19 protein-coding genes are annotated in these 17334 nt (G+C 71.2%); all 19 read right to left on the bottom strand.

Translation table 11 applies throughout. The features are described from left to right. Positions 1–72: 72 nt before the first annotated feature. The 19 genes from Saso_RS30245 to Saso_RS30160 all read right to left on the bottom strand — a co-directional run bounded on the left by Saso_RS30245 (position 73) and on the right by Saso_RS30160 (position 16844). A complete protein-coding gene (locus Saso_RS30245) occupies positions 73–570 on the bottom strand; it encodes a hypothetical protein (protein WP_189925632.1) in 498 nt (165 codons plus the stop codon). Between the two features lie 960 nt (positions 571–1530). Then, positions 1531–2721 (bottom strand): hypothetical protein, encoded by a 1191-nt coding sequence (locus Saso_RS30240; RefSeq protein WP_189925634.1) that lies wholly within the window; start codon positions 2719–2721, stop codon positions 1531–1533. Next, entirely contained in the window at positions 2718–3176 is a 459-nt protein-coding gene (locus tag Saso_RS30235) for a hypothetical protein (protein ID WP_061915806.1), read from the bottom strand. Before Saso_RS30235 ends, Saso_RS30240 begins: the two co-directional genes overlap by 4 nt. 58 nt (positions 3177–3234) lie before the next feature. Then, the gene (locus tag Saso_RS38515) at positions 3235–3702 is read right to left on the bottom strand and encodes a hypothetical protein (RefSeq protein ID WP_229901443.1); all 468 of its coding nucleotides are present in this window, start codon (positions 3700–3702) and stop codon (positions 3235–3237) included. After that, complete coding sequence (locus tag Saso_RS38510) at positions 3657–4340, bottom strand: hypothetical protein (RefSeq protein WP_229901444.1); 684 nt, start codon at positions 4338–4340, stop codon at positions 3657–3659. Before Saso_RS38510 ends, Saso_RS38515 begins: the two co-directional genes overlap by 46 nt. After that, positions 4333–5076: a glycosyltransferase family 2 protein gene (locus Saso_RS30225; protein WP_189925636.1), complete on the bottom strand. Its 744-nt coding sequence runs from the start codon at positions 5074–5076 to the stop codon at positions 4333–4335. Before Saso_RS30225 ends, Saso_RS38510 begins: the two co-directional genes overlap by 8 nt. A gap of 48 nt (positions 5077–5124) precedes the next feature. Then, a complete protein-coding gene (locus Saso_RS30220; RefSeq protein ID WP_079060033.1) occupies positions 5125–5640 on the bottom strand; it encodes a hypothetical protein in 516 nt (171 codons plus the stop codon). 142 nt (positions 5641–5782) lie between these two features. Beyond that, the gene (locus tag Saso_RS30215) at positions 5783–6577 is read right to left on the bottom strand and encodes a hypothetical protein (protein ID WP_189925638.1); all 795 of its coding nucleotides are present in this window, start codon (positions 6575–6577) and stop codon (positions 5783–5785) included. 291 nt (positions 6578–6868) lie between these two features. After that, complete coding sequence (locus tag Saso_RS30210) at positions 6869–7642, bottom strand: hypothetical protein (RefSeq protein ID WP_189925640.1); 774 nt, start codon at positions 7640–7642, stop codon at positions 6869–6871. A 30-nt stretch (positions 7643–7672) separates the two neighbouring features. After that, on the bottom strand, positions 7673–8599 hold the full coding sequence (locus Saso_RS30205; protein ID WP_189925642.1) for a hypothetical protein: 927 nt from the start codon (positions 8597–8599) through the stop codon (positions 7673–7675). After that, positions 8589–8837, bottom strand: coding sequence for a hypothetical protein (locus Saso_RS30200; protein ID WP_189926037.1), 249 nt, complete (start codon positions 8835–8837; stop codon positions 8589–8591). Before Saso_RS30200 ends, Saso_RS30205 begins: the two co-directional genes overlap by 11 nt. Positions 8838–8943: 106 nt before the next feature. Further along, on the bottom strand, positions 8944–9204 hold the full coding sequence (locus Saso_RS30195) for a hypothetical protein (RefSeq protein WP_006143170.1): 261 nt from the start codon (positions 9202–9204) through the stop codon (positions 8944–8946). Between the two features lie 333 nt (positions 9205–9537). Continuing rightward, complete coding sequence (locus Saso_RS30190) at positions 9538–11052, bottom strand: TraC family protein (protein WP_189925644.1); 1515 nt, start codon at positions 11050–11052, stop codon at positions 9538–9540. A gap of 28 nt (positions 11053–11080) precedes the next feature. Next, complete coding sequence (locus Saso_RS30185) at positions 11081–11533, bottom strand: DUF6238 family protein (RefSeq protein ID WP_189925646.1); 453 nt, start codon at positions 11531–11533, stop codon at positions 11081–11083. Between the two features lie 55 nt (positions 11534–11588). Next, complete coding sequence (locus Saso_RS30180; protein WP_189925648.1) at positions 11589–13061, bottom strand: SCO6880 family protein; 1473 nt, start codon at positions 13059–13061, stop codon at positions 11589–11591. A gap of 80 nt (positions 13062–13141) precedes the next feature. Continuing rightward, positions 13142–14524 (bottom strand): SCO6881 family protein, encoded by a 1383-nt coding sequence (locus Saso_RS30175; RefSeq protein WP_189925650.1) that lies wholly within the window; start codon positions 14522–14524, stop codon positions 13142–13144. A gap of 37 nt (positions 14525–14561) precedes the next feature. Then, a complete protein-coding gene (locus Saso_RS30170; protein WP_189925652.1) occupies positions 14562–15257 on the bottom strand; it encodes a hypothetical protein in 696 nt (231 codons plus the stop codon). Beyond that, the gene (locus tag Saso_RS30165) at positions 15257–15571 is read right to left on the bottom strand and encodes a DUF6112 family protein (RefSeq protein WP_006143162.1); all 315 of its coding nucleotides are present in this window, start codon (positions 15569–15571) and stop codon (positions 15257–15259) included. Before Saso_RS30165 ends, Saso_RS30170 begins: the two co-directional genes overlap by 1 nt. Positions 15572–15710: 139 nt before the next feature. Then, positions 15711–16844, bottom strand: a complete 1134-nt coding sequence (locus Saso_RS30160) for a C40 family peptidase (protein WP_189925653.1) — start codon at positions 16842–16844, stop codon at positions 15711–15713. Between the last annotated feature and the right edge of the window lie 490 nt (positions 16845–17334).

The following is a 17334-nucleotide window of genomic DNA, read 5'->3' as shown; positions in this document are numbered from 1 at the left end:
GGTGGGAGCATCAATAGTCCGGAGGAACGCCGGTTTGGCTAACCGGCGTTATCCGGCTATGTTGCCCCGCCGTCAGCGGAACGGGTTCTCCGTCCCGCGGTCCGCCTCACTGGCTGCGTCGAGGAGTTCGAGCAGGTCAGTGCCTTCGGCGTCGCGCTGGTCGATCCACCATCCGGCACGGGTGATGGCGCGGGCCTTCTCCTCCAGCTCCGCCCAGTCCGCCTCGTCCCACGTGCCCTCGATGACGAGCTCGGTGTGCGCGGATGTCATCAGCTGGTGGCGGGAGCGTTCGCCCCAGTCCAGGGCCTTGGCCGGGCCCTCCAACTGCGGCATGTCGAACTGCTTCGCCCACGTGAGGGCTGCCTCCTGCTCCTCGGCCCGCTTGGCCGCGAGCCACTCCTCCTTGGACCCGGTGTCGGCGTCGCGCGCCACCTTCCAGCAGTCGGTGCAGTTCTTCGACGCGAGCCAGCGGGCGAAGCCTGCCCGCTTGTCGGCAGGGCGATTGGACAGGTCATGATCCACACGGTGGGAGCAGGCGTGCTCCACGGTCCAGTGCGTACGCACAGCCATAATTCGATCTCCTCAAAGGGGTTGCAAGGTGGGGGTTGCGCCCTGATCAGGGCGTCTTATGCCGGCCTCGAAGCAGGCACCGGCGCCAGCCGCACCGCGACTGCCCGCGGAGCCCAGACGTCGGCGCGCGGCGAGAAGGACGGTGAGAGCGAAGGCCGCGCCGGTGCCAGGGAGCGCCGGGCCGGCGAGCGGCTGCTTGGCGAGGTATCCGGCGAGGGCCGTGCGGCGGGCGGGACGCTTGGCCAGGAGCACGGCCACCAGGAGAGGTGTGCCTGCAACGAGGCTTCGCGCGTGAAGACCAGGTAAGTGGGAGTCGCTGCAGATCGGCGCTTGGGCTCCCCCGAAGCGGCCACCAACTTGTCTGTGTGTCAGTGGGGTTGGCTACTATGGACGTGGTCGACGAGATCCTTGAAAGGCATGGTGCATCGGTGATGATGGCCAACCGCTACGGCGCTCCATCCGAGGAGCGATAGGCGCGCCTGGCCGGCGCTTCCCTATCGCGACGCCCGCTGGGCGGCGACGCTGTGACGTGAATCCAGCGCAGGATGCACCCTGCCCTGATTCAGGTGACGGCGCTCCGACGGAGTATGGGAGGGCCCTACTTGTCTGCCACCACTTCTACCTGTGACCACCGCGTGTATCACGTTGTCGTCGTTGCTCTGGTATCCGTCATCGCTGGGCTGGTTGCCGGGATCGGCTCCGTTGTTCTTGGGCAGTCTGCCCTCACTGCCGTCGCTTCTGGCGGTGCCGTCCTTGCCTTCACCTACGGCGCTGGCATGACCGCCGTGTCACACGTGAGTAAGCGTCAGCAGTAGCCGCTGCTCCGGGGCGGCTGGCATGGCCGCCCCTAGGCCGTGGGCTCTCAAGACAGCTCACGGTCGTGCTTGTAGTTTGCGAGGGCAAGGTTGATCGCGTACTGCTCCATGGGCTCGTGTTTGTCAAGACGAGGTGGGACTTGGGCTAGCGGTGTCGGGCGGTGGTGTTGGCGCGGGGTGGCGGCGTGGGCGGTGTGGTGTCCACGGCGGGGCGTGGACGGGTGCGCAGCACGGGGGTGCGGTGCGGGGGCAGGACGGCGACGGTCCCGCCGAGGTCCTCGGCAGCCTCTTCGACTTCGCGGGTGAGGAACTCGATCTGCCGGCTCAGCGCTGCCATGCGGGCGGCGATCTGGCGGCCCTGCACGGTCTCCAGGGCGCTGGCGAACTGGCCGCTGGTCTCCAGGAGTTCCTGCAGGCGGACCATCGGGCCGACGTCATAGCCGCGCTGGACAGCGCTGAGAAGCGCATTGGAGGCGTCACCGGCACTGTGGCCTTCGACGACATCGCGGATGAGGTCCTGCAGGGACACCTCCGGGACTGGTGCCGGGCGGTTGAACCGGGAGACGTCCGCGCGCAGCACGCCGGGCGGAACCGGAGCGGGCAGCACCTTGCCCGCCTCGTACTCGTGGGCGTAGTGCCCGACAACCTGCCAGCCCGGTGCGTCCGGGTCGCCACGCAGCGCGACCACCGTCGAGTCGTCATCCTCGACCAAATAGGCGAGGGTGATCGGCTGCCCGTCGGCGGCGTACCACGACTCGGTCAGCTCCAGCTCGCCGCGTCTTTGCGCGGCCTGGGCCTTCTTGGTCCACATTTGCTGTTCCTCGTCGGCCAGCGGAGCTTTGTGGTGCTGGCCGCCCTGCTGGTCGGCGAGGTTGCTGGCGATGGAGCCGTGGTCCGCCCAGGCGGCCAGGTGCGGCCACAGGGCCGCGTGCTGAGCGCGCGCGGCCGGGGAACCGGGGGCGGCTGGCCGGTCGAGCGCCCGGCGGATCTCGGCGGCCGAAACGGCCAGGCCGTCCAGGACGGCCCGCCATCCGGCCAGGTGCCGAGTGGGTGGCAGCTCATCGAGCACCAGGCGGGCGGCATCGAGGAGAGCCTCGGCGTGCGGGGCGAGGTGGGCGGCGTACGCCTCCACCGCGGCCTTGTCGCGGTGGGCTCGCGCGGCTGCCGCGGCGCCCGCGTGGACGGTACGGCCGTAACGGTCGCGTGTCATGTCGAGCGCGGCCTCGGTCTCGCGGTCGATGACCGCCATCCGCAAACGGAAGTCACGTGGCCCGTTGGCCGGTTCGGGAGCGGTCGGCAAGGGGCCGTCGGGGGCCGGACGGCTCGCGGGTGTCATCGGGACCGCCCGCCGGTCGCGGCCGTCAGGTGGACGGTCGGAGCGTAGGTGGGCTTCGGCGGGATCGGCCGGGCCGCTGGCGGGGAGGTGGTGGGCGGTGTAGAGCGCTGCGTCGTCCGGCCGGCGGCGGCCTGGGCGAGACGGCTGCGGCGCTCCCGCAGGCCGTTCGGCCGGGCGGGGTGTGCCGGGCCGGCCGAGAGGGACGGGTCAAGGCGGATGTCGGCCTGCACGGTGTAGCCGTGGCGGCGCAGGTCGTGGACGGCTTGGCGGGTGCGGCGGACTCCGTCGCGCTCGGGCTCGCTGAGCCGGTACAGGCCGGGTTCTCCGGGAACGGGCTCGAACTGCTCGCGCTCCAGGTACCAGTGGGCGAGGTGCGCGGGCATAGACGCGGTGAAGGAGGCGACGAAGCCGTGTTCCTCGTGGTCGCCGAAGGCGAAGTGGGTGCCGGGTTGCAAGGGGGCGGTGTTCTCCTCGGGGCGTGGGGCGTGGGGCGTGGGGCGTGGGGTGGAAGGGTCAGGGGCCGCGGTGCGCGGGCCGGGCCGTGGTGAAGGGGCGGGCCGGCGCGGCGACGGGCAGGGCCGGGCGGCGGTGGGGTGCGCTGATGCGGGCCTGACGCAAGAACGTTTCGCCGTCAGTGAGCCAGGTCTCGATGGCCGACCACGCGCGTGCTCGGCGCTCCTGCTCCGGCACGAAACCGCCGTGGACGATCTCGTCGACCAGGGTCTCGGCATCGATCACGGCGTCGGCCAGACGGGAGAGGGCCGCGGCGTCGTCGGGCCACGGGCTGCTCGCGGGTCGGCACCGGTCGAGCAGCGCCGGGGCGTGGTCGACGACGGTCAGGAAACGGCGCCAGGCGTGGTCGAGGAACAACTCCGTCGCGGCGCCGCGAGCGGCGGCGCTCAGCGGGGTGGCGTCGCTGTAGCGTCCGGAGGCGTTCATGGCCTGCCAGGCGTCGTGCTCGCAGCGGATGTCCCCGAGCACGGCGGCGATGGCCGCCGTCTGGCGGGCGTGGACGGCCTGCTCGTAGGCGGGGAGGTACCGGCCGGTGAGGGCCTGGGCAGCCCGCCCGGCAAACGGCGGCAGGACGATGCTGCGCGGGGCGTGGGGATCGCCGTAGCCCCCTTCCAGTCCCTCGGGCGAGAAGGCTCCGACCAGTAGTCGAGTTGACGGCCGGGACGTTCGATGAACAGCAGCGCGGTGCGCTGCACCGCGTCGGTGAGGAGCGCGGCGTAGGGGATTCGCTCGGTCTGGACGGCGCGGCCGAGTTCGCCGCTGTCCCAGATCCAGGGGACGAGGTCTTCCTGCCAGGCGGGGTGCGAGTAGATCTCGACCGAGGCGTGCCACTGGCCGGGCAGTAGGCGCGCGAGGTCGCGGGCGGCGTCGCCGATGAACCGGCGGATGCTCGTGTGCACGCGGGTGCGGTGCCGCTTCGCGCACGTGACCAGGTCGACCACGGTGGTCTGGGTGCCGTCCGCGGGCAGGTGCCAGACGCCCTCGTCGTCCCGCTGGAAGCCGCTCTCCGCGAGGGCGGTGTGCGCCCAGGCAAACCGCTCGCCCGAGGCGATGGCGACGATCCCGGACTCCCGGCTGTGCGCCAGGATGATCTGCGCCTCAGTCACGGACCAGGTCCTCGCCGCCGCGCAGGACGGCGCGCAGGCTGCGGCCGTACGCCCAGGCGTGCTCACGGGCAGCCGCCTCCAGCTGGTCATATCCGACCTGGGCTGTCATCTGCCCGTTCCACTTGCGGTATCGGTACACGGGGACCGGCAGCAGGATCCCGGGCGCGAGAGCGGTGACGCCGAGGGCCGCGCAGTAGTCCTCGCCCTGGACGAGGCCGCCCATCGGCGCGGCGCGCACGAGGTCGGTGCGGGCGAGGATCGTAGTCGGCCCGATCGGGATGGTGTCCGCCGGTGACTTCCAGTACGTCCACACGTCACCGGCCTCGTGCCGGCCGGGCGGCGTGGGGCAGCGCCACAGGGTGGTCGAGCCGTCGGGGTGCTGGTCCTCGCTCCAGCCGGCACACCAGCCGACCCCGGTGGACTCCAGGGTGTTCAGCCGTAGAGCCATCGCATCGTCGGTGAACTCGTCATCGTCATCCGCCCAGTTGGTGTACGGGGTGCGCACATGGCCGAGGGCCAGGTTCCGGGCGCAGGCGGCGCCGACCGGCCGGGGAAGCGCAAGCGTGCGAACGCGGGCATCCTGTGCGAGCGGGGCCGGCAGGCGGTTGGGCGAGGCACCGTCGAGCGCGATCACGGCCTCCCATGGCACGGACTGCCGGGTCAGGCTCGCATGCATGGCTGTCAGGTAGTCGAGCCGGTCTTCGCGCAGGCGGCTGGCGATGACGACGGTGATCAAGGGCGTGGTGCGCGGGGGCAGGGAAGGCTCCGGGAAGACGAGGGAAAGCTAGCGGCGGGCGGTGGGGCGCGAGGGGCTGGCCTTTGCCGGGGCTGCGGCAGGAGCGCTCGGACTCGGCGTGCTGCGCGATGCCCGGATAGCGGGCGGGGAGTCGCGGGAGGACCAAGCCGCCGGGTGGTCGTTGAAGGCGGTGCGCGGGTCGATGGCCCAGCTCACGATGGGGCCGATGTCATCGTGCAGGAGGCTGATCACCTCGACGCCCTCCTTGTGCAGGACGTACCCCCACTCCATGTCCTGCGCATCGGCGGTCTCGTCGGTGACCGACATGCGTACCGGCGGCGAGCCGTCCGGGGTGACCAGGTGGTCGAGGGTTCGGCTGGGCCAGTGGTTGCCGCCGGTCAGCGCGGTCACAAGTGCGGGCGGGGCATCGTCGAGGAGATCGGTGCCGAGTTCGTCCCAGCCGACGGCGACGTCGTCGATGAGGTGCCGGCACATGGCCTCGATGTCGCGTCCGAACTTGTACTGGTAGGCGGCCAGGAGCAGGGGGAGGTGGTGGCTGGGCACGCCGTCGAGCTGGACGTGGATGCCGGTGTAGCCCGTGCCGACGGTGGGGCGGGCGATTAAGGAGCGAGTGGACAGGGAGCTCTCCGCAGCAAGCAGGGGGGCGGGAAATGTTCGGTGGCCATCAGGTGGCGCGCGGGTGCGTCTACACGCGGGCCGACCAGGACGGGACCGGCGGGCCGGAGGCATCGGTGCGGGCGCAGGTGTAGCCGATCAGGCGGGACGGGGCAGCCTTCGCGGGGACGGTGGCGGCGTCGTTGCACACGAACGTGTACCTGATGGAGGTGCGGGGCACATCGTGGAGCCAGGCCCGGTCCTCCTTGCCCGGGTTGATCTGCAGGCCGGAGTGCGCGACGGCGTCGGTCTGCGTGTGCATGTGGGAGAAGAGAACTAGCGCGCCGCCGTCGGTGGTCTTGAGGGCGTAGGCGTCCTTGTAGCGGTTGTCGGCGCCGGCGAAGACGGTGGTGCCCTGGTCCTCGTAGCGGGTGCCGGTCTTGTCGTGGACCTCGATCTGCCGCTTGCTCGCCGTGGTTGGCGTGAAGACCTTCGTCCCGGTGTGCGTGCCGCCGGTGGCGAAGTTGTCGAGCACCGCGGCACGCAGAACGCCGGCGTCGGCGGCGAGGTGCTTGTTGCCGTCGGCGGCGACGGCCGTCGCGTACCCGTCGTGGTCGAGTGCGATGTCCGGCAGTTTCGGGCTGTCGAGGTCGACGACGGACACCATCTCCCAGCGCTTGTGCTGGGGTCGTTCGGCGAACACCGCCAGACGCGAGGGGGCCTTGCCCTTGTCGTCCGAGAGCGCGGCGGCGAACCAGCGGTCCTGTCCGGCGGCCAGGCGCGGGATGTACAGCTTGGTGCTGGCGGTGTCGTAGGACCAGGGCTTGTAGGGCGTGCGGTCGGCCGCGGGAAGTCCCTCGGTCTCGGCGTAGTCCGAGACGGACATGGGGTACAGAGGGCCGTCCTCGATGGTGCCGAGCAGGGCGCGGTTGCGATCGGCGTTGGCCTCGTTGTTGATCTGCGAGTAGTGGGTGATGACGGCGCGGGCCTGGGCGGCGCTGAGGGCAGGCGCCGGCTGCGGCGCGCTGCTGGCGCTGGGCGTCTGCTTGGCGACGGCAGCATCGTTGTCGGTGGCACAACCGGTGAGCGCCAGGGCGAGGCAGGCGGCGCCGACGAACAGCGGCAGGGTGCGGCGGGCGATGCGGATGGAGACTCCAAGGATCTAGGGGCAGGGGGGTCAGCGCGTACGGCGGAGCGGGGACACGGCCTTCGCTGAGGTCGGCGGCAGGGCGGCGCTGGTGGTGGGCGCCGAGTGGCGCAGGTTCACGCCGATGCCCTTGGCCGTGAGCTGCTGGACCACGGAGTGGACGCGAAGGGCACGACCGGTGTCCCCGTAGGCGGTGGGCAGGAGAAACGCTGCTTGGTGCGGGTGGTACTGGAAGCCGTGGGTGTACAGGGTCATGCGGGCATCCACCGGCACGCTCTCGTACGGTGCGCCGAGGGCTCCGTCGCTGTACAGGGTCAGGGTGAGGACCTGGTCGACCTGCGGTGGGGCGGGCCGGTGCGGAGGCTGGGGCTGGTGCTCCGCGTTGTTGAGGACCGCCCGCAGGGCCTGTTCGTAGCGGGGTAGCAGCCGCCGGGCGATGCGTGCTGCCGCCCGCGCGGGGTCCTTGGGAACGGCGATGCCGTTGGGTTCCGCGACTCCGGCGAAGTGGTGGGGCTTGATGCGCGCGCCGTCGGGGGCGAGCGCAGCGACGACGAACTGGTGCGGGTAGCGAGGCCGGTCGGTCACGTAGAGCCGCTGGTCGGCCGGCCCGTGGAGCACGGCGTCGTGGGTGAGGACGTACTGGCTGACGACGTAGTCGACGTGGCCGGTGTCCCAGAGCTGTTCGGTGCGGGGGAACTGGTCGGCGTACTGCGAGTGGCGCTGGTACTGGCTGGTCCAGGTGCCGGGCAGGCGCGCGGAAAGGGCGGCGGCGAAGGCGGCCAGGTCGGTGCGGAGTGAAGTCATGTGTTCCGGGAGGGAAGCGGTGGTCCGGGGTCAGCGCGTGTGCCGCGGCTGTGCCGGCGGGAGCACTCGCGGGGGCAGGGACGGTGTACGGGCCGGGCTGGAGGGCAGTCGCGGTGCCGACGCGAGCGGAGTGAGGGCCCGCATCCTGTCCTCGGCCACGTGCAGGACCTCTCCGAGGTTGCGGATCTCGGCGGCGGCGTCGGCGAGGTCGTACGACAGGTCGAAGCCGTCGTCCTCCTCCGCTTCCTTGGCTTTCTCCCCGGCTGCTTCGAAGAACTCGCCGAGCTGCGCCAGCAGTCCGTCGGTGGGCTCCAGGATCTGGTGCAGCAGGGCAGTGGCATCCGCATGCGACTCCGCTCCGTTGAGCCGGTCGGTCAGAGCGCGCAGCGCGTCGCCGTAGACGTAGATGGGAGCGTCGTCGGGTGTGCCGGGGACGCCCTGGGCCTGGGGCGGGGGCGTCGGCTGGGCTGAGTGCACGTGTGGGCTTTCGCCGGGCAAGACGGGGTGCGGCAGCAGTCCGAGCTTGGCCAGGCGGTGGTTGATCGCCTCGATCAGGGGCTGGGCGCTGCCGCCGTGGCGGGCTTCGGGCCGCTGGGGAGCGCCGGGGTCGTCGGAGGGGGCCGAGTCGTAGAGGACCTCGAACAGCGACGGGTCGTCGGGGTGCTCACGCGTCGCGATCCAGCCCTCGGGGTCTCCGGGCGGGCGCTCGGAGGACGGCTCCTGCGGCGGACCGATGATCAGGTAACTGTCGTCGGGGAGAGAGACGCGCACGATGTAGGCGCTGAGGCCGAACTCGATGTCGCACTGCAGGCCGCGCGCCCGCAGCGGCGTGGTGATGTGCGCGTGGCGACGCCACAGCTCCTGCCACCACGGGGTGTCCACGTTGCGGTGGTCGGGAAGCGGTGCGAGCGAGGCAACGCGGCGGGAGTCTGGGGTGCTCGCTTCGTCAGCGGCCACGGTTCCTCACGCGGGAGGAGGCGGGAGATCGGTGCGGTGGAGGCGTCCGTCCAGTGGGGGTGACTCCCGGCTGCGACTCCTGACTGAAGCCGAGTTCGTACTCGTCGTGGGTGGCGATCAGGTCGTGTTCCATCTGGGCGTCCTGGTCGGCGACCTGTGCCATGAGGTCGTCGACTTCGGCTCGGCGTTGTTGGTATTCGGCCCATTCGGTGGCGTTCAGGTGAGGGGGACGTTTCAAGAGGACTCCGTGTGCAGGCGGTGGCGGTGCCGTGTCGATCAACAGTGGTGGTCCCTCGGGATCGCGTTTGCGAGAGTCGGGCGGGACTGGAATCGCAGAAAGAGAGCTATCGGCGGGGTGCGGTACCGGGGGACGGAGGAGCGGGCGGGACGCCTGCGCTGGCCCCAGGCTGGCCGCCGGTCGGTGTCGCGGGGGTGGGAGCCGGGTCGTAGGCGGCGCGCAGCCTGCTCAGGCCGGCCTCGTCGGCGAGGGCCAGGACCGACAGCGCCCGGCTGGCCGCCGTCATCAGCAGGTTTGAGGGAGATCCCTTGGCCGCACCGCGGTTCTCCCGCCGCCACCGGGCGGCGGCGACGAGGTAGTCGCTCACGGCGCGCAGTGCAGGTTCGGCGGCGTCCAGGACGTGGTCGGTGACTGCTTCGATCTCTGCCGGAGTCTGAGCCGCGGCGAGGGCGTCCAGGTGGGGGGTGAGATCAGGTGCGGGCCAGGGCTGGTCCGGCAGCGGATGCGCGTCGCGGAAGGGCTGCGCGTCGCGTCGCGCCCACCGCTTCAGGTCGCCGCGGGTGGCGAGGTTGTACCGGGCGGCGTGGATCTGGTCGGCGTCGCGGCCGACGTTGTCGTACAGGTCGAAGTCCGGGTCACGCGGGGAGATACGAGAGTCCTTCGATGGGGTGTTGTCAGGATTCGTGAACTAGACGCTTTTTCAATGCATTCGGGCGTCGGTGTCGAAGAGCGCCAGCTCGTTGGGATGTAGCAGGTGCTGGACGATGAAGGATCTGCCAGCGACTTTCCACAGACCACGGCCCCGGTTGAGGTGCGCGATGGCGTCCATTTCCACAGAGGTCAGGCCGAGCAGGGCGGCGGCGGCGTGGAGTTGGTCGGTCTCCTGGCGGTAGATGATCCGGGTGCTGCAGTCGGCGAGGAGGCCCTCGGCGAGGGCGCGGCCTTGTGATCCGGCGTCGCCGGCGGTGAGCAGGTCGGACAGCCGGTGGATCACCATGAGGTTGGCGATACCGAGGCCGCGGCTGAGCTTCCACTGGGCCTGCATCCGCTGCAGCAGGCCGACGTGCCGCATCAGTCGCCACGCCTCGTCGTACACGATCCAGCGCCTGCCGCCGTTCGGATCGGAGAGGGCGGACTCCATCCAGGCACTTGCGCAGGTCATGGCCAGGACGAGGGCGGTGTCGTCGCCGGATCCGCCGAGGCGGGACAGGTCGATGGTGAGCATCGGCGCGTGCGGGTCGAAGGCGACGGTGGAGGGGGCGTCGAACATGCCGGCCAGGTCACCGTGGACGAGGCGGCGCATCGCGTGGGCCAGGTCGCGTGCGGCGTCGCCGAGCTGGCCGGACATCATGCCGGCGGCTTCGTCGAGCGCACTGGGGTTGTTGAGGGTGGCGGCGACGTCGCCGAGGAGTGGGGTGCGGCCGGTGGCGGTGGCGCGGGTGACGACGGCGTCGAGGGCGACGTCGAGGGCGGTGTGCTCCATGGGCATCACGTCCCGGCCCAGGACGGTCCGGGCGAGGGAGCCGAGCAGGAGCAGGCGCCGTTTGCGGATCTCGCCGACCCAGTCGGCCTCCGTGACGCTGTCCGGTCGCGGGGCCGCGTCCAGGGGGTTCAGGCGTCCGGGCAGTCCGGGGCCGAGAGCGACGGACCGGCCGCCGAGGGCTTGCGCCACCGGCGTCCACTCGCCTTTGGGATCACAGGGGACGTAGACGCGGTAGCCGAAGGCCACCGAGCGCAGCGCGAAGGACTTGGCGAGCGCGCTCTTGCCCTGGCCGATCACCCCGGCGAGCAGGAGGTTGGGGTTGGTGAATCCCTCGACCTTGCCGTACAGCGCGAACGGGTCGAAGACGAACGACGCTTCCGCGTGGACGTCGCGGCCGATGTAGATGCCCTCGGCGCCGAGCCCGCCTTCGGCGAGGAAGGGGTAGGCGCCGGCGGCCACGGCGGTGGTCATGCGGTGGGCGGGCAGCTTCAGCCGGTTGTTGCGCGCGGAGGCGGGCCCGGGCCGTCCGCTCGGGGGGTAGAGCGGAGCGGGCATCTCGTGCTCGGCGGGTGTGCTCTCGGCCTGGTGGGCGGTGGCTTCGGCGCGGGCCTTGGCGGCGGCTTCGGCGAGCTGGCGGCGGGCTGCCTTGCGGCTGGCCCGATCGGTGCCGTGGGGGGTGAACAGCGGGCTGGCGGAGGCGCGGCGGGCGCGGCGAGCGGGCCGGTGGCTCATCGGAGGCCCTCGATTCTGCGAGTGGTGCTCATCGCACGCAGGCCGTGGTACGTGGGCGGAGGTCGGTGGGGGTGGTCTTGCGCCGGATGCTGTGCCCGGTGGCGAGGTGGCGTTGGCAGATGGTCAGCACGGGCGGCCCTTCGGGCAGCCGTTCCGGATGGCACGCGCTCGTCTCGGTGTCTGCCTGCGCTGTATTGCCGGGCAGCAGGTGGAAGGCGGCATGGATCTCGGTGGCGGCCTGCCACAGGCGGGTGTGCGCGGTGGCGAGGTGGCGGCCTGCTGCAGGATGCGGGGGCCCTGCTACCTCGACCAACTGGTCGATGAACCGGTGTAGTTCGGTGAGGTGGGCGTGGAGGGTGTCGAGGTGCCCGCGATCCGGGGGCGCGGCACGGTTGAGTGCACGAGCGTGGTGGCGGACGCCTGCGGTGGCGGCCCGAAGGTAGGGGTGCGCGTCGGGCGCGCTGGGACGGGGATGGATCAATGGGAGGTCCTTGCCGCCAAAGAGGCGGGAGCGGGGTGTGGGGGCGAACTGGCAGCTACAGGGTGGTGCGGGCCAGGGGGAGTGCGGCAACGGCGAACGCGTCGGGCTGCTGATAGTTCAGCCGTCGCAGGTCGACGCCCGAGCTGACGGCGTGGGTCTCGATCTGGGCGCAGGCGGCGTCCAGGAGGGCGTCGGTCTCGGCGGTGACGGTGACGAGGCCGGTCAGGGCGACGTCCGCGTGTCCGGCGATGAGCTGGCGCTCACGCTGTTTGACGTCGGCGTACTCGACGGAGTCTTCCTCGCTGTCGACCTGCCCGCGGCGGGCGCGCTCGTTGGCGTCGGCAATGATCGCGGCCTTCTTGCGCTGGACGTCCCGCAGCGCGGACTCGAGCCCCTGCGGTACGTAGATGAGGGACAGGCTGCGTCGCACGCCGGCCGTGAACATGAGGCCGTGCATGAAACCGGCGTTCGTCTCGGTGCGGGGCCAGTTCTCCACCCAATACGTGGCGTGCCGTGCGCTGTCGGTGGCGAGGCGGTCGTACTCCTCGACCTGGACGACGGGACCTGCGGCTGGGGGATCGGCCTCGGCGCGGCCGGTGTCGGACCACTGATGGAGTGCGGCGAGGGCCCCCGGGTCGTAGGCGGTGCGGATGACGGCGGCGATCTCCCGCGCGGTCAGCCAGCCGGTGACCATCAGTCCGGCGTTGCGGGCCGCCTGGGCGATGGACGCGGTGGTCTGCTCCATGACGGTGAACGCCCCGGGCAGCCCGCCGCCGGCCTGCGAGATCAGCCGCCGGGCGGCCTTCAGATCGAGGGAGATGGCGAAATAGGTCTCGTGGGGTGCGGCGGCGGGACCGGCCGAGGCGACCAGTTCGGAGTAGATCTGTCCGGCGACCGGTGTCTGGGGCTGCCCGTTCTGGGCCCAGTGGCGGGTGAGGGTGTCGCCGCTGTCGGGGACGGTGCGTTCCAGCACCTGCACGGTGGCGATGTGCCCGGTGCGGGCGATGCCCGCGAGCGCGCGTCCCCAGCTGCCCACGTTGTGGTTCTGGGTGGCGGGGTCGAGGAGGGCGAAGGCGCGGCTGCTGACCCGGGCGATGGCGGTCAGGGTCTGCCGGTGCGGGTCGTGCACGGCCGCGGCGCCGTTGGCGGAGTCGCCGGGGGTGACCACCTTGAGGGAGGCGGCCGTGCCGGGCAGGTGGAGGACGCCGTCCTGCCGGGGCCGGGTGACGGGCCGGGCGAGCCAGAGCGTCTGGCCGGTGCGTCGGCGCTGTGCGTAGCGGGCGACGATCGGCGCCCAGTCGATCAGGGAGCGTCCGTGCCGACGGATCACCACGAGCGCACCGGAAGCCGCCCACAGCGGTGCCAGGGCGACGGCGCCGACCAGCCCGGTGGAGACCACCGTCATCAGCAGCAGCGCCAGCGTGCAGGAAACAAGGACGAGTTGGGGCAGGGAGAGGCCGAGGAGGATGCCGCGGCGGGACCGGTGCGGAAACTTCACCGTGACCGGGGCGACGGAGAGATCAGTCAAGGGGCGGGTCCTGAAAGGCGCGGGTGGAACCCGGGGACGGGAGGTGGCGTGCACGTCCCGCCCCGGTAGACGGCAGGGGATCAGAGGCCGGTCGCAGGCGGCGGCGGTGAGGCCGTTCCGCTGGGCGTGGCATTCTGTGCCCCGGGGGACGGTGGTGCGCCCTGCGGCGGCGGGGTCGCGGTCGGCGGCACTGACTGCCAGCCGCCTTGCTGGCCGGACGCGGCGCTCGCGCCGGATCCGCCCGGCCCCGGGCTGCCGCCCACCTGGCCGCTGGTGTCGTCGGAGACGCTCGTCGGCGCGGGCTGGACGGCCTTCTCCAGGCCGGACTTCATGGCACCGCCACCGGGCGAGCCGCCCGTTCCGCCACCCTGCGAAGCGTCCTTGCTGCCGCCGCTGTCGCCGGTCGGGTTGGCGGCGATGTCGCCGGGGAATCCGCCTCCGCCTGCGGCGTCGGGGCCTTGCGCGGCGGTGACACCCGCTCCGGCTGCCGCGCCGCCGGTTCCGGCGGTGGCCGCTGCTGCCGCGGCCTTGCGGGCGGCGTTCTCGGCGTGGGCCTTGGCGATCTGCGCTCCGGCGCCGCCAGCGCGGTGGATGGACTCGCCGTCGGTGCCGTCGGCCGCCCAGTGCACGAACTTGAACACGGCATACGGGCACAGCAGCACCAGGATCATGATCACGATGCCGGACATGACGTCGGCGAGGGCGGCGATGCCGTCCTTGGCGTCGGTCTTGCCCATGGAGGCGATGCCGAGCACGAAGATCACAGTCATCAGCAGCTTGCTGACGACGAGGGTGGCGGTGGCTTCGATCCAGCCCTTGCGCCAGCGGCGTGCGACTTCCCAACCGCCGCCGGCGGACGCGAAGACGGCCAGGGTGACCATGACGAGGATGCCGACCTTGCGGACCATCATCACGCACCAGTAGAGGAAGGCGCCGATGGCGGCGCCGAGACCGACGACGACCGGGACGAGCCAGCCGAGTCCGGCCAGGGATCCGATCTGGCTGACCTTCACGATGCGGCGCACGGCCGACTCGATGCTCAGGTGCGCGGTCTTGAACAGGCCGTCGCTGACGGCGTCGACGACTTCGACGGCGACCGTGGTCAGGGCGATGGCGCAGAACGCGAACAGGACCCCTGACATGGTGCCGGTGAACGCCTGGGTGAGGGCTTGTCCGTCGCGTCTGACAGCGGCCCGGACGAGCTGTGCGCAGAAGGTGGCGACCAGCAGGACCAGGCCCAACGGCAGCAGCATCTCGTAGTTGTCGCGGAACCATCCGGCGTTCAGGTCGACCCTCGTGGTGGTGTTAACCGCCTTGGCGGCCAAGTCGGCCGCTGCCGCAGCCAGCTCACCTGCGGACTTCGCCATCCAGTCACCGATGGCCTTGCCAGGGTCCGAGGCGAAATCGACCGCGTCGCCGACGGCACAGAGCTTGTCCGCCAGGGGGTAATCACAGAAACCCACGGGGAATTACTCCTCCTTGTCTCGTGTCAGGCGCGGGTCACTGCGTGACGCTCGGAGCGATGGCGGCCAGGGCACAGTCGTGGCCGGGGCGGCACTGCACGGCGAGGGTCACGGCGCGGTCCTCGGCTCCGCCGCCGCCCTTCTTCCAGGCGATCTGCTGCTTGCCGTTGACGGTGACGACGTAGATGTACGCCTCGGTGATCGCCGAGGGGTCCTCGGCGAGGGCCTGCTTGAACGCGCCCGGGTAGTGGCCTTCGGTGACGCGGGCGGTGGCGTGCTGGTCCTGGTCGGCCATCCGCGACCACAGCAACGGATCAGGGACCTGGCCGGAGACGGACGCCCAGTCGGCGTAGGTGGGCTCCTTGGTCATCCACTCGCGCATGCCGGCGAGCTGATGGTCGCGGCTGGTGTCGCGGGTGTCGTAGGACCACAGCATCTGGGCTGCTGCCTTGGCGTACGCGACCGGCTCGGAGATCTGCGGAGGCTTGGGCACGGAACCGGAGTCGGCCTCGGGTTTCGGGGCGGGGGCCTCGGAGGAGGACGGGCTGTGCGTCGCGGCTGGCCCGGCAGCTGTCGGATCCCGGTGGGCGTTGCCGCTGCCGGACAGCCAGGCGACGGCTGCGGCGATGGTGAGCAGGACGGTGACGACCAGAGCGACGATGGCGATGCGTCGGTTGGCCGACCAGCCGACGCCGTAAGAGGACAGCGAGAGGGTGGGGAATCGGTTCCGCATCAGTGGACCTGCGAGCCGAGGGTGGAGAAGAACGCGACGATTCCGTTCGCGGCGCCGAGGCCGAGGGCGGCGCCCGCGGCGACGACGGCGCCCTTCTTCCCGTTGGCCTCGGCCTGGTGGCCGCCGGTGTGGTGGCCCCATGCCCACACGCCGAGCGAGACGGCGAGGGCGCCGACGACGGCGATGATCCCGAACATGTTGATCGAGTTGACGACGTTCTTCAGCACGCTGAGCCCGGGCAGGCCGCCGCCCTTGGGCGAGATCCCTGGGTCGTAGGCGAGCTGGATGACGCGGTCTGCGAGAGGGAGGGACATAGGTGTGGCGGGCTCCTTGCATACGCGGGCCAGACGAGGGGCCGGCGGGGGGAGGGGAAGCAGAGGGGGTGGGGAGATGCGCTCGGGGCGCGGGAGATCGCCGCGGCGGCCGGCCTGGAGCGGTGGCCGGGCGGTGGCGTCAGATGACGCGGCGGGCGGCGAGAATCGTCCAGTCCTTGATTGGGGTGATCCGGACCGGCTTGGTGGTGCGCGGTGCCTCGATGACGAGGCCCTCGCCGATGTACATGCCGACATGCTCGGGACGGCTCGCGGTACCGCGGCTGAAGACGAGGTCACCGGGCTTGAGCTGGGCGGGCGAGACCGCCTTGCCCTCGTTGACCTGCGTGTACGTGGTGCGGGTGAGCGTGACGCCGGCGTGCGCGTACGCCTGCTGCATCAGCGAGCTGCAGTCGCAGCGGCCCATCGGGTCGGGACCGTGGGCGTTGGTGCAGGATCCGCCCCACTGGTAGAGGGTGCCGAGCTGGTGCATGGCCCACTCGATGGCCTTGTGTGCCTTCGGGTCGGCGTCCTTGGGGATCTTGTATCCCTTCGGGACGCTGCCCTCGGGGATCGGGCCGAAGCCGGAGCCGTCCTGGCCCGGAGCGCAGCCGGTGGTGCCGGCTCCTGGGTCCTTGCCTGGGTTCGGATCCTTGGCGTCCTTGTCGTTGCCGGCGCCGGGGAAGGTCTTGGCGATGGCTTCCTGCAGGGCGGTGGCCAGGTGCTCCCACTGCGCGTAGGCGTCCGGCAGGCCGGACTGCTGTACTGCTTGGGCGGCCTGGGTGACGGTCATCTGCTGCCAGCCGTTCACCTTGAGCAGGTGCTTGTAGAACTGCTCGCTCGCGTACGTCGGATCGCGGATCTGCTGGGCGGTGCCCCAGCCCTGGGAGGGACGCTGCTGGAACAACCCAAGGCTGTCCCTGTCGCCGTAGTTGAGGTTGCGCAGCCGCGACTCCTGCATCGCCGTGGCGAGGGCGATGACCTGGCCCTTCTTGGGTACGTCGAGGCTGATACCGGTGGCCACGATCGTCTGGGCGTTGGGGATCTGCTCGGCGGGCAGGTCCAGGCCCTCGACGTGGACGTTCTTGCCGGACGCCCCGTCGAGGATCTTGGTGACCTGCTCGGCGACCTTGCTGGTGTCGATGTCGTTCAGGCAGATGAGGGAGCTGCTGCTGGTTTGAACGGCGTCTGCGGAGGACGCCATCATCATGCCGGTGCCGGCGAGCAGGAGCGGGGAGAGGAAGACGACGCCGATGCCGGCGGCGAGCGCCTTCAACCGGAGCGGACCGCTCGTGGGCCAGCGGTGTCGTGCAGGGGTGGGTGGCGAGACGTCATGAGCGTGTCCTTCGGGGGTGCGGTGTCCGGCGTGCCGCGTGCGCGAGGCGTGGTGGAAGGGCGCGGCGGCCGGGGTGGGCGATCAAGGCGGGTCAGCACGGGGCGAGTTGCCGCTCGCTCCAGCTGGCCGGGCCGTGAGCTAGGTGTGCCGGGGCAAGGGGGTACCTCCGTGAGGTGTGGCGGGGGAGTAGCCAGCGGCGGTGTGCGCCGGGCGGTTCAAAAACAGTAGATGCGGATTGGCGGTTGACCAAAAAGCTGGCGCGAGGTGCCGGAATCCGGCACCCCCGCACGGCACTTCTTGGTCGTCGGCGGATTCGCCTCTACAGTTTTTGGACTCCCCCTCGCCTCCTCGGTCTGCGGCCCTGGGCTTCTTCATGCCCACTTCCGGCCTGCGAGGACTCCTGTGCGAGGCGGCTAGTTCCTCCCGTGAA

Origin of the sequence: Streptomyces asoensis, from assembly GCF_016860545.1 — a bacterium.
Lineage (GTDB): Bacteria > Actinomycetota > Actinomycetes > Streptomycetales > Streptomycetaceae > Streptomyces > Streptomyces asoensis.
The sequence above is the reverse complement of the archived record's forward strand: the minus strand, read 5'-3'. Positions and strand labels throughout refer to the sequence as shown.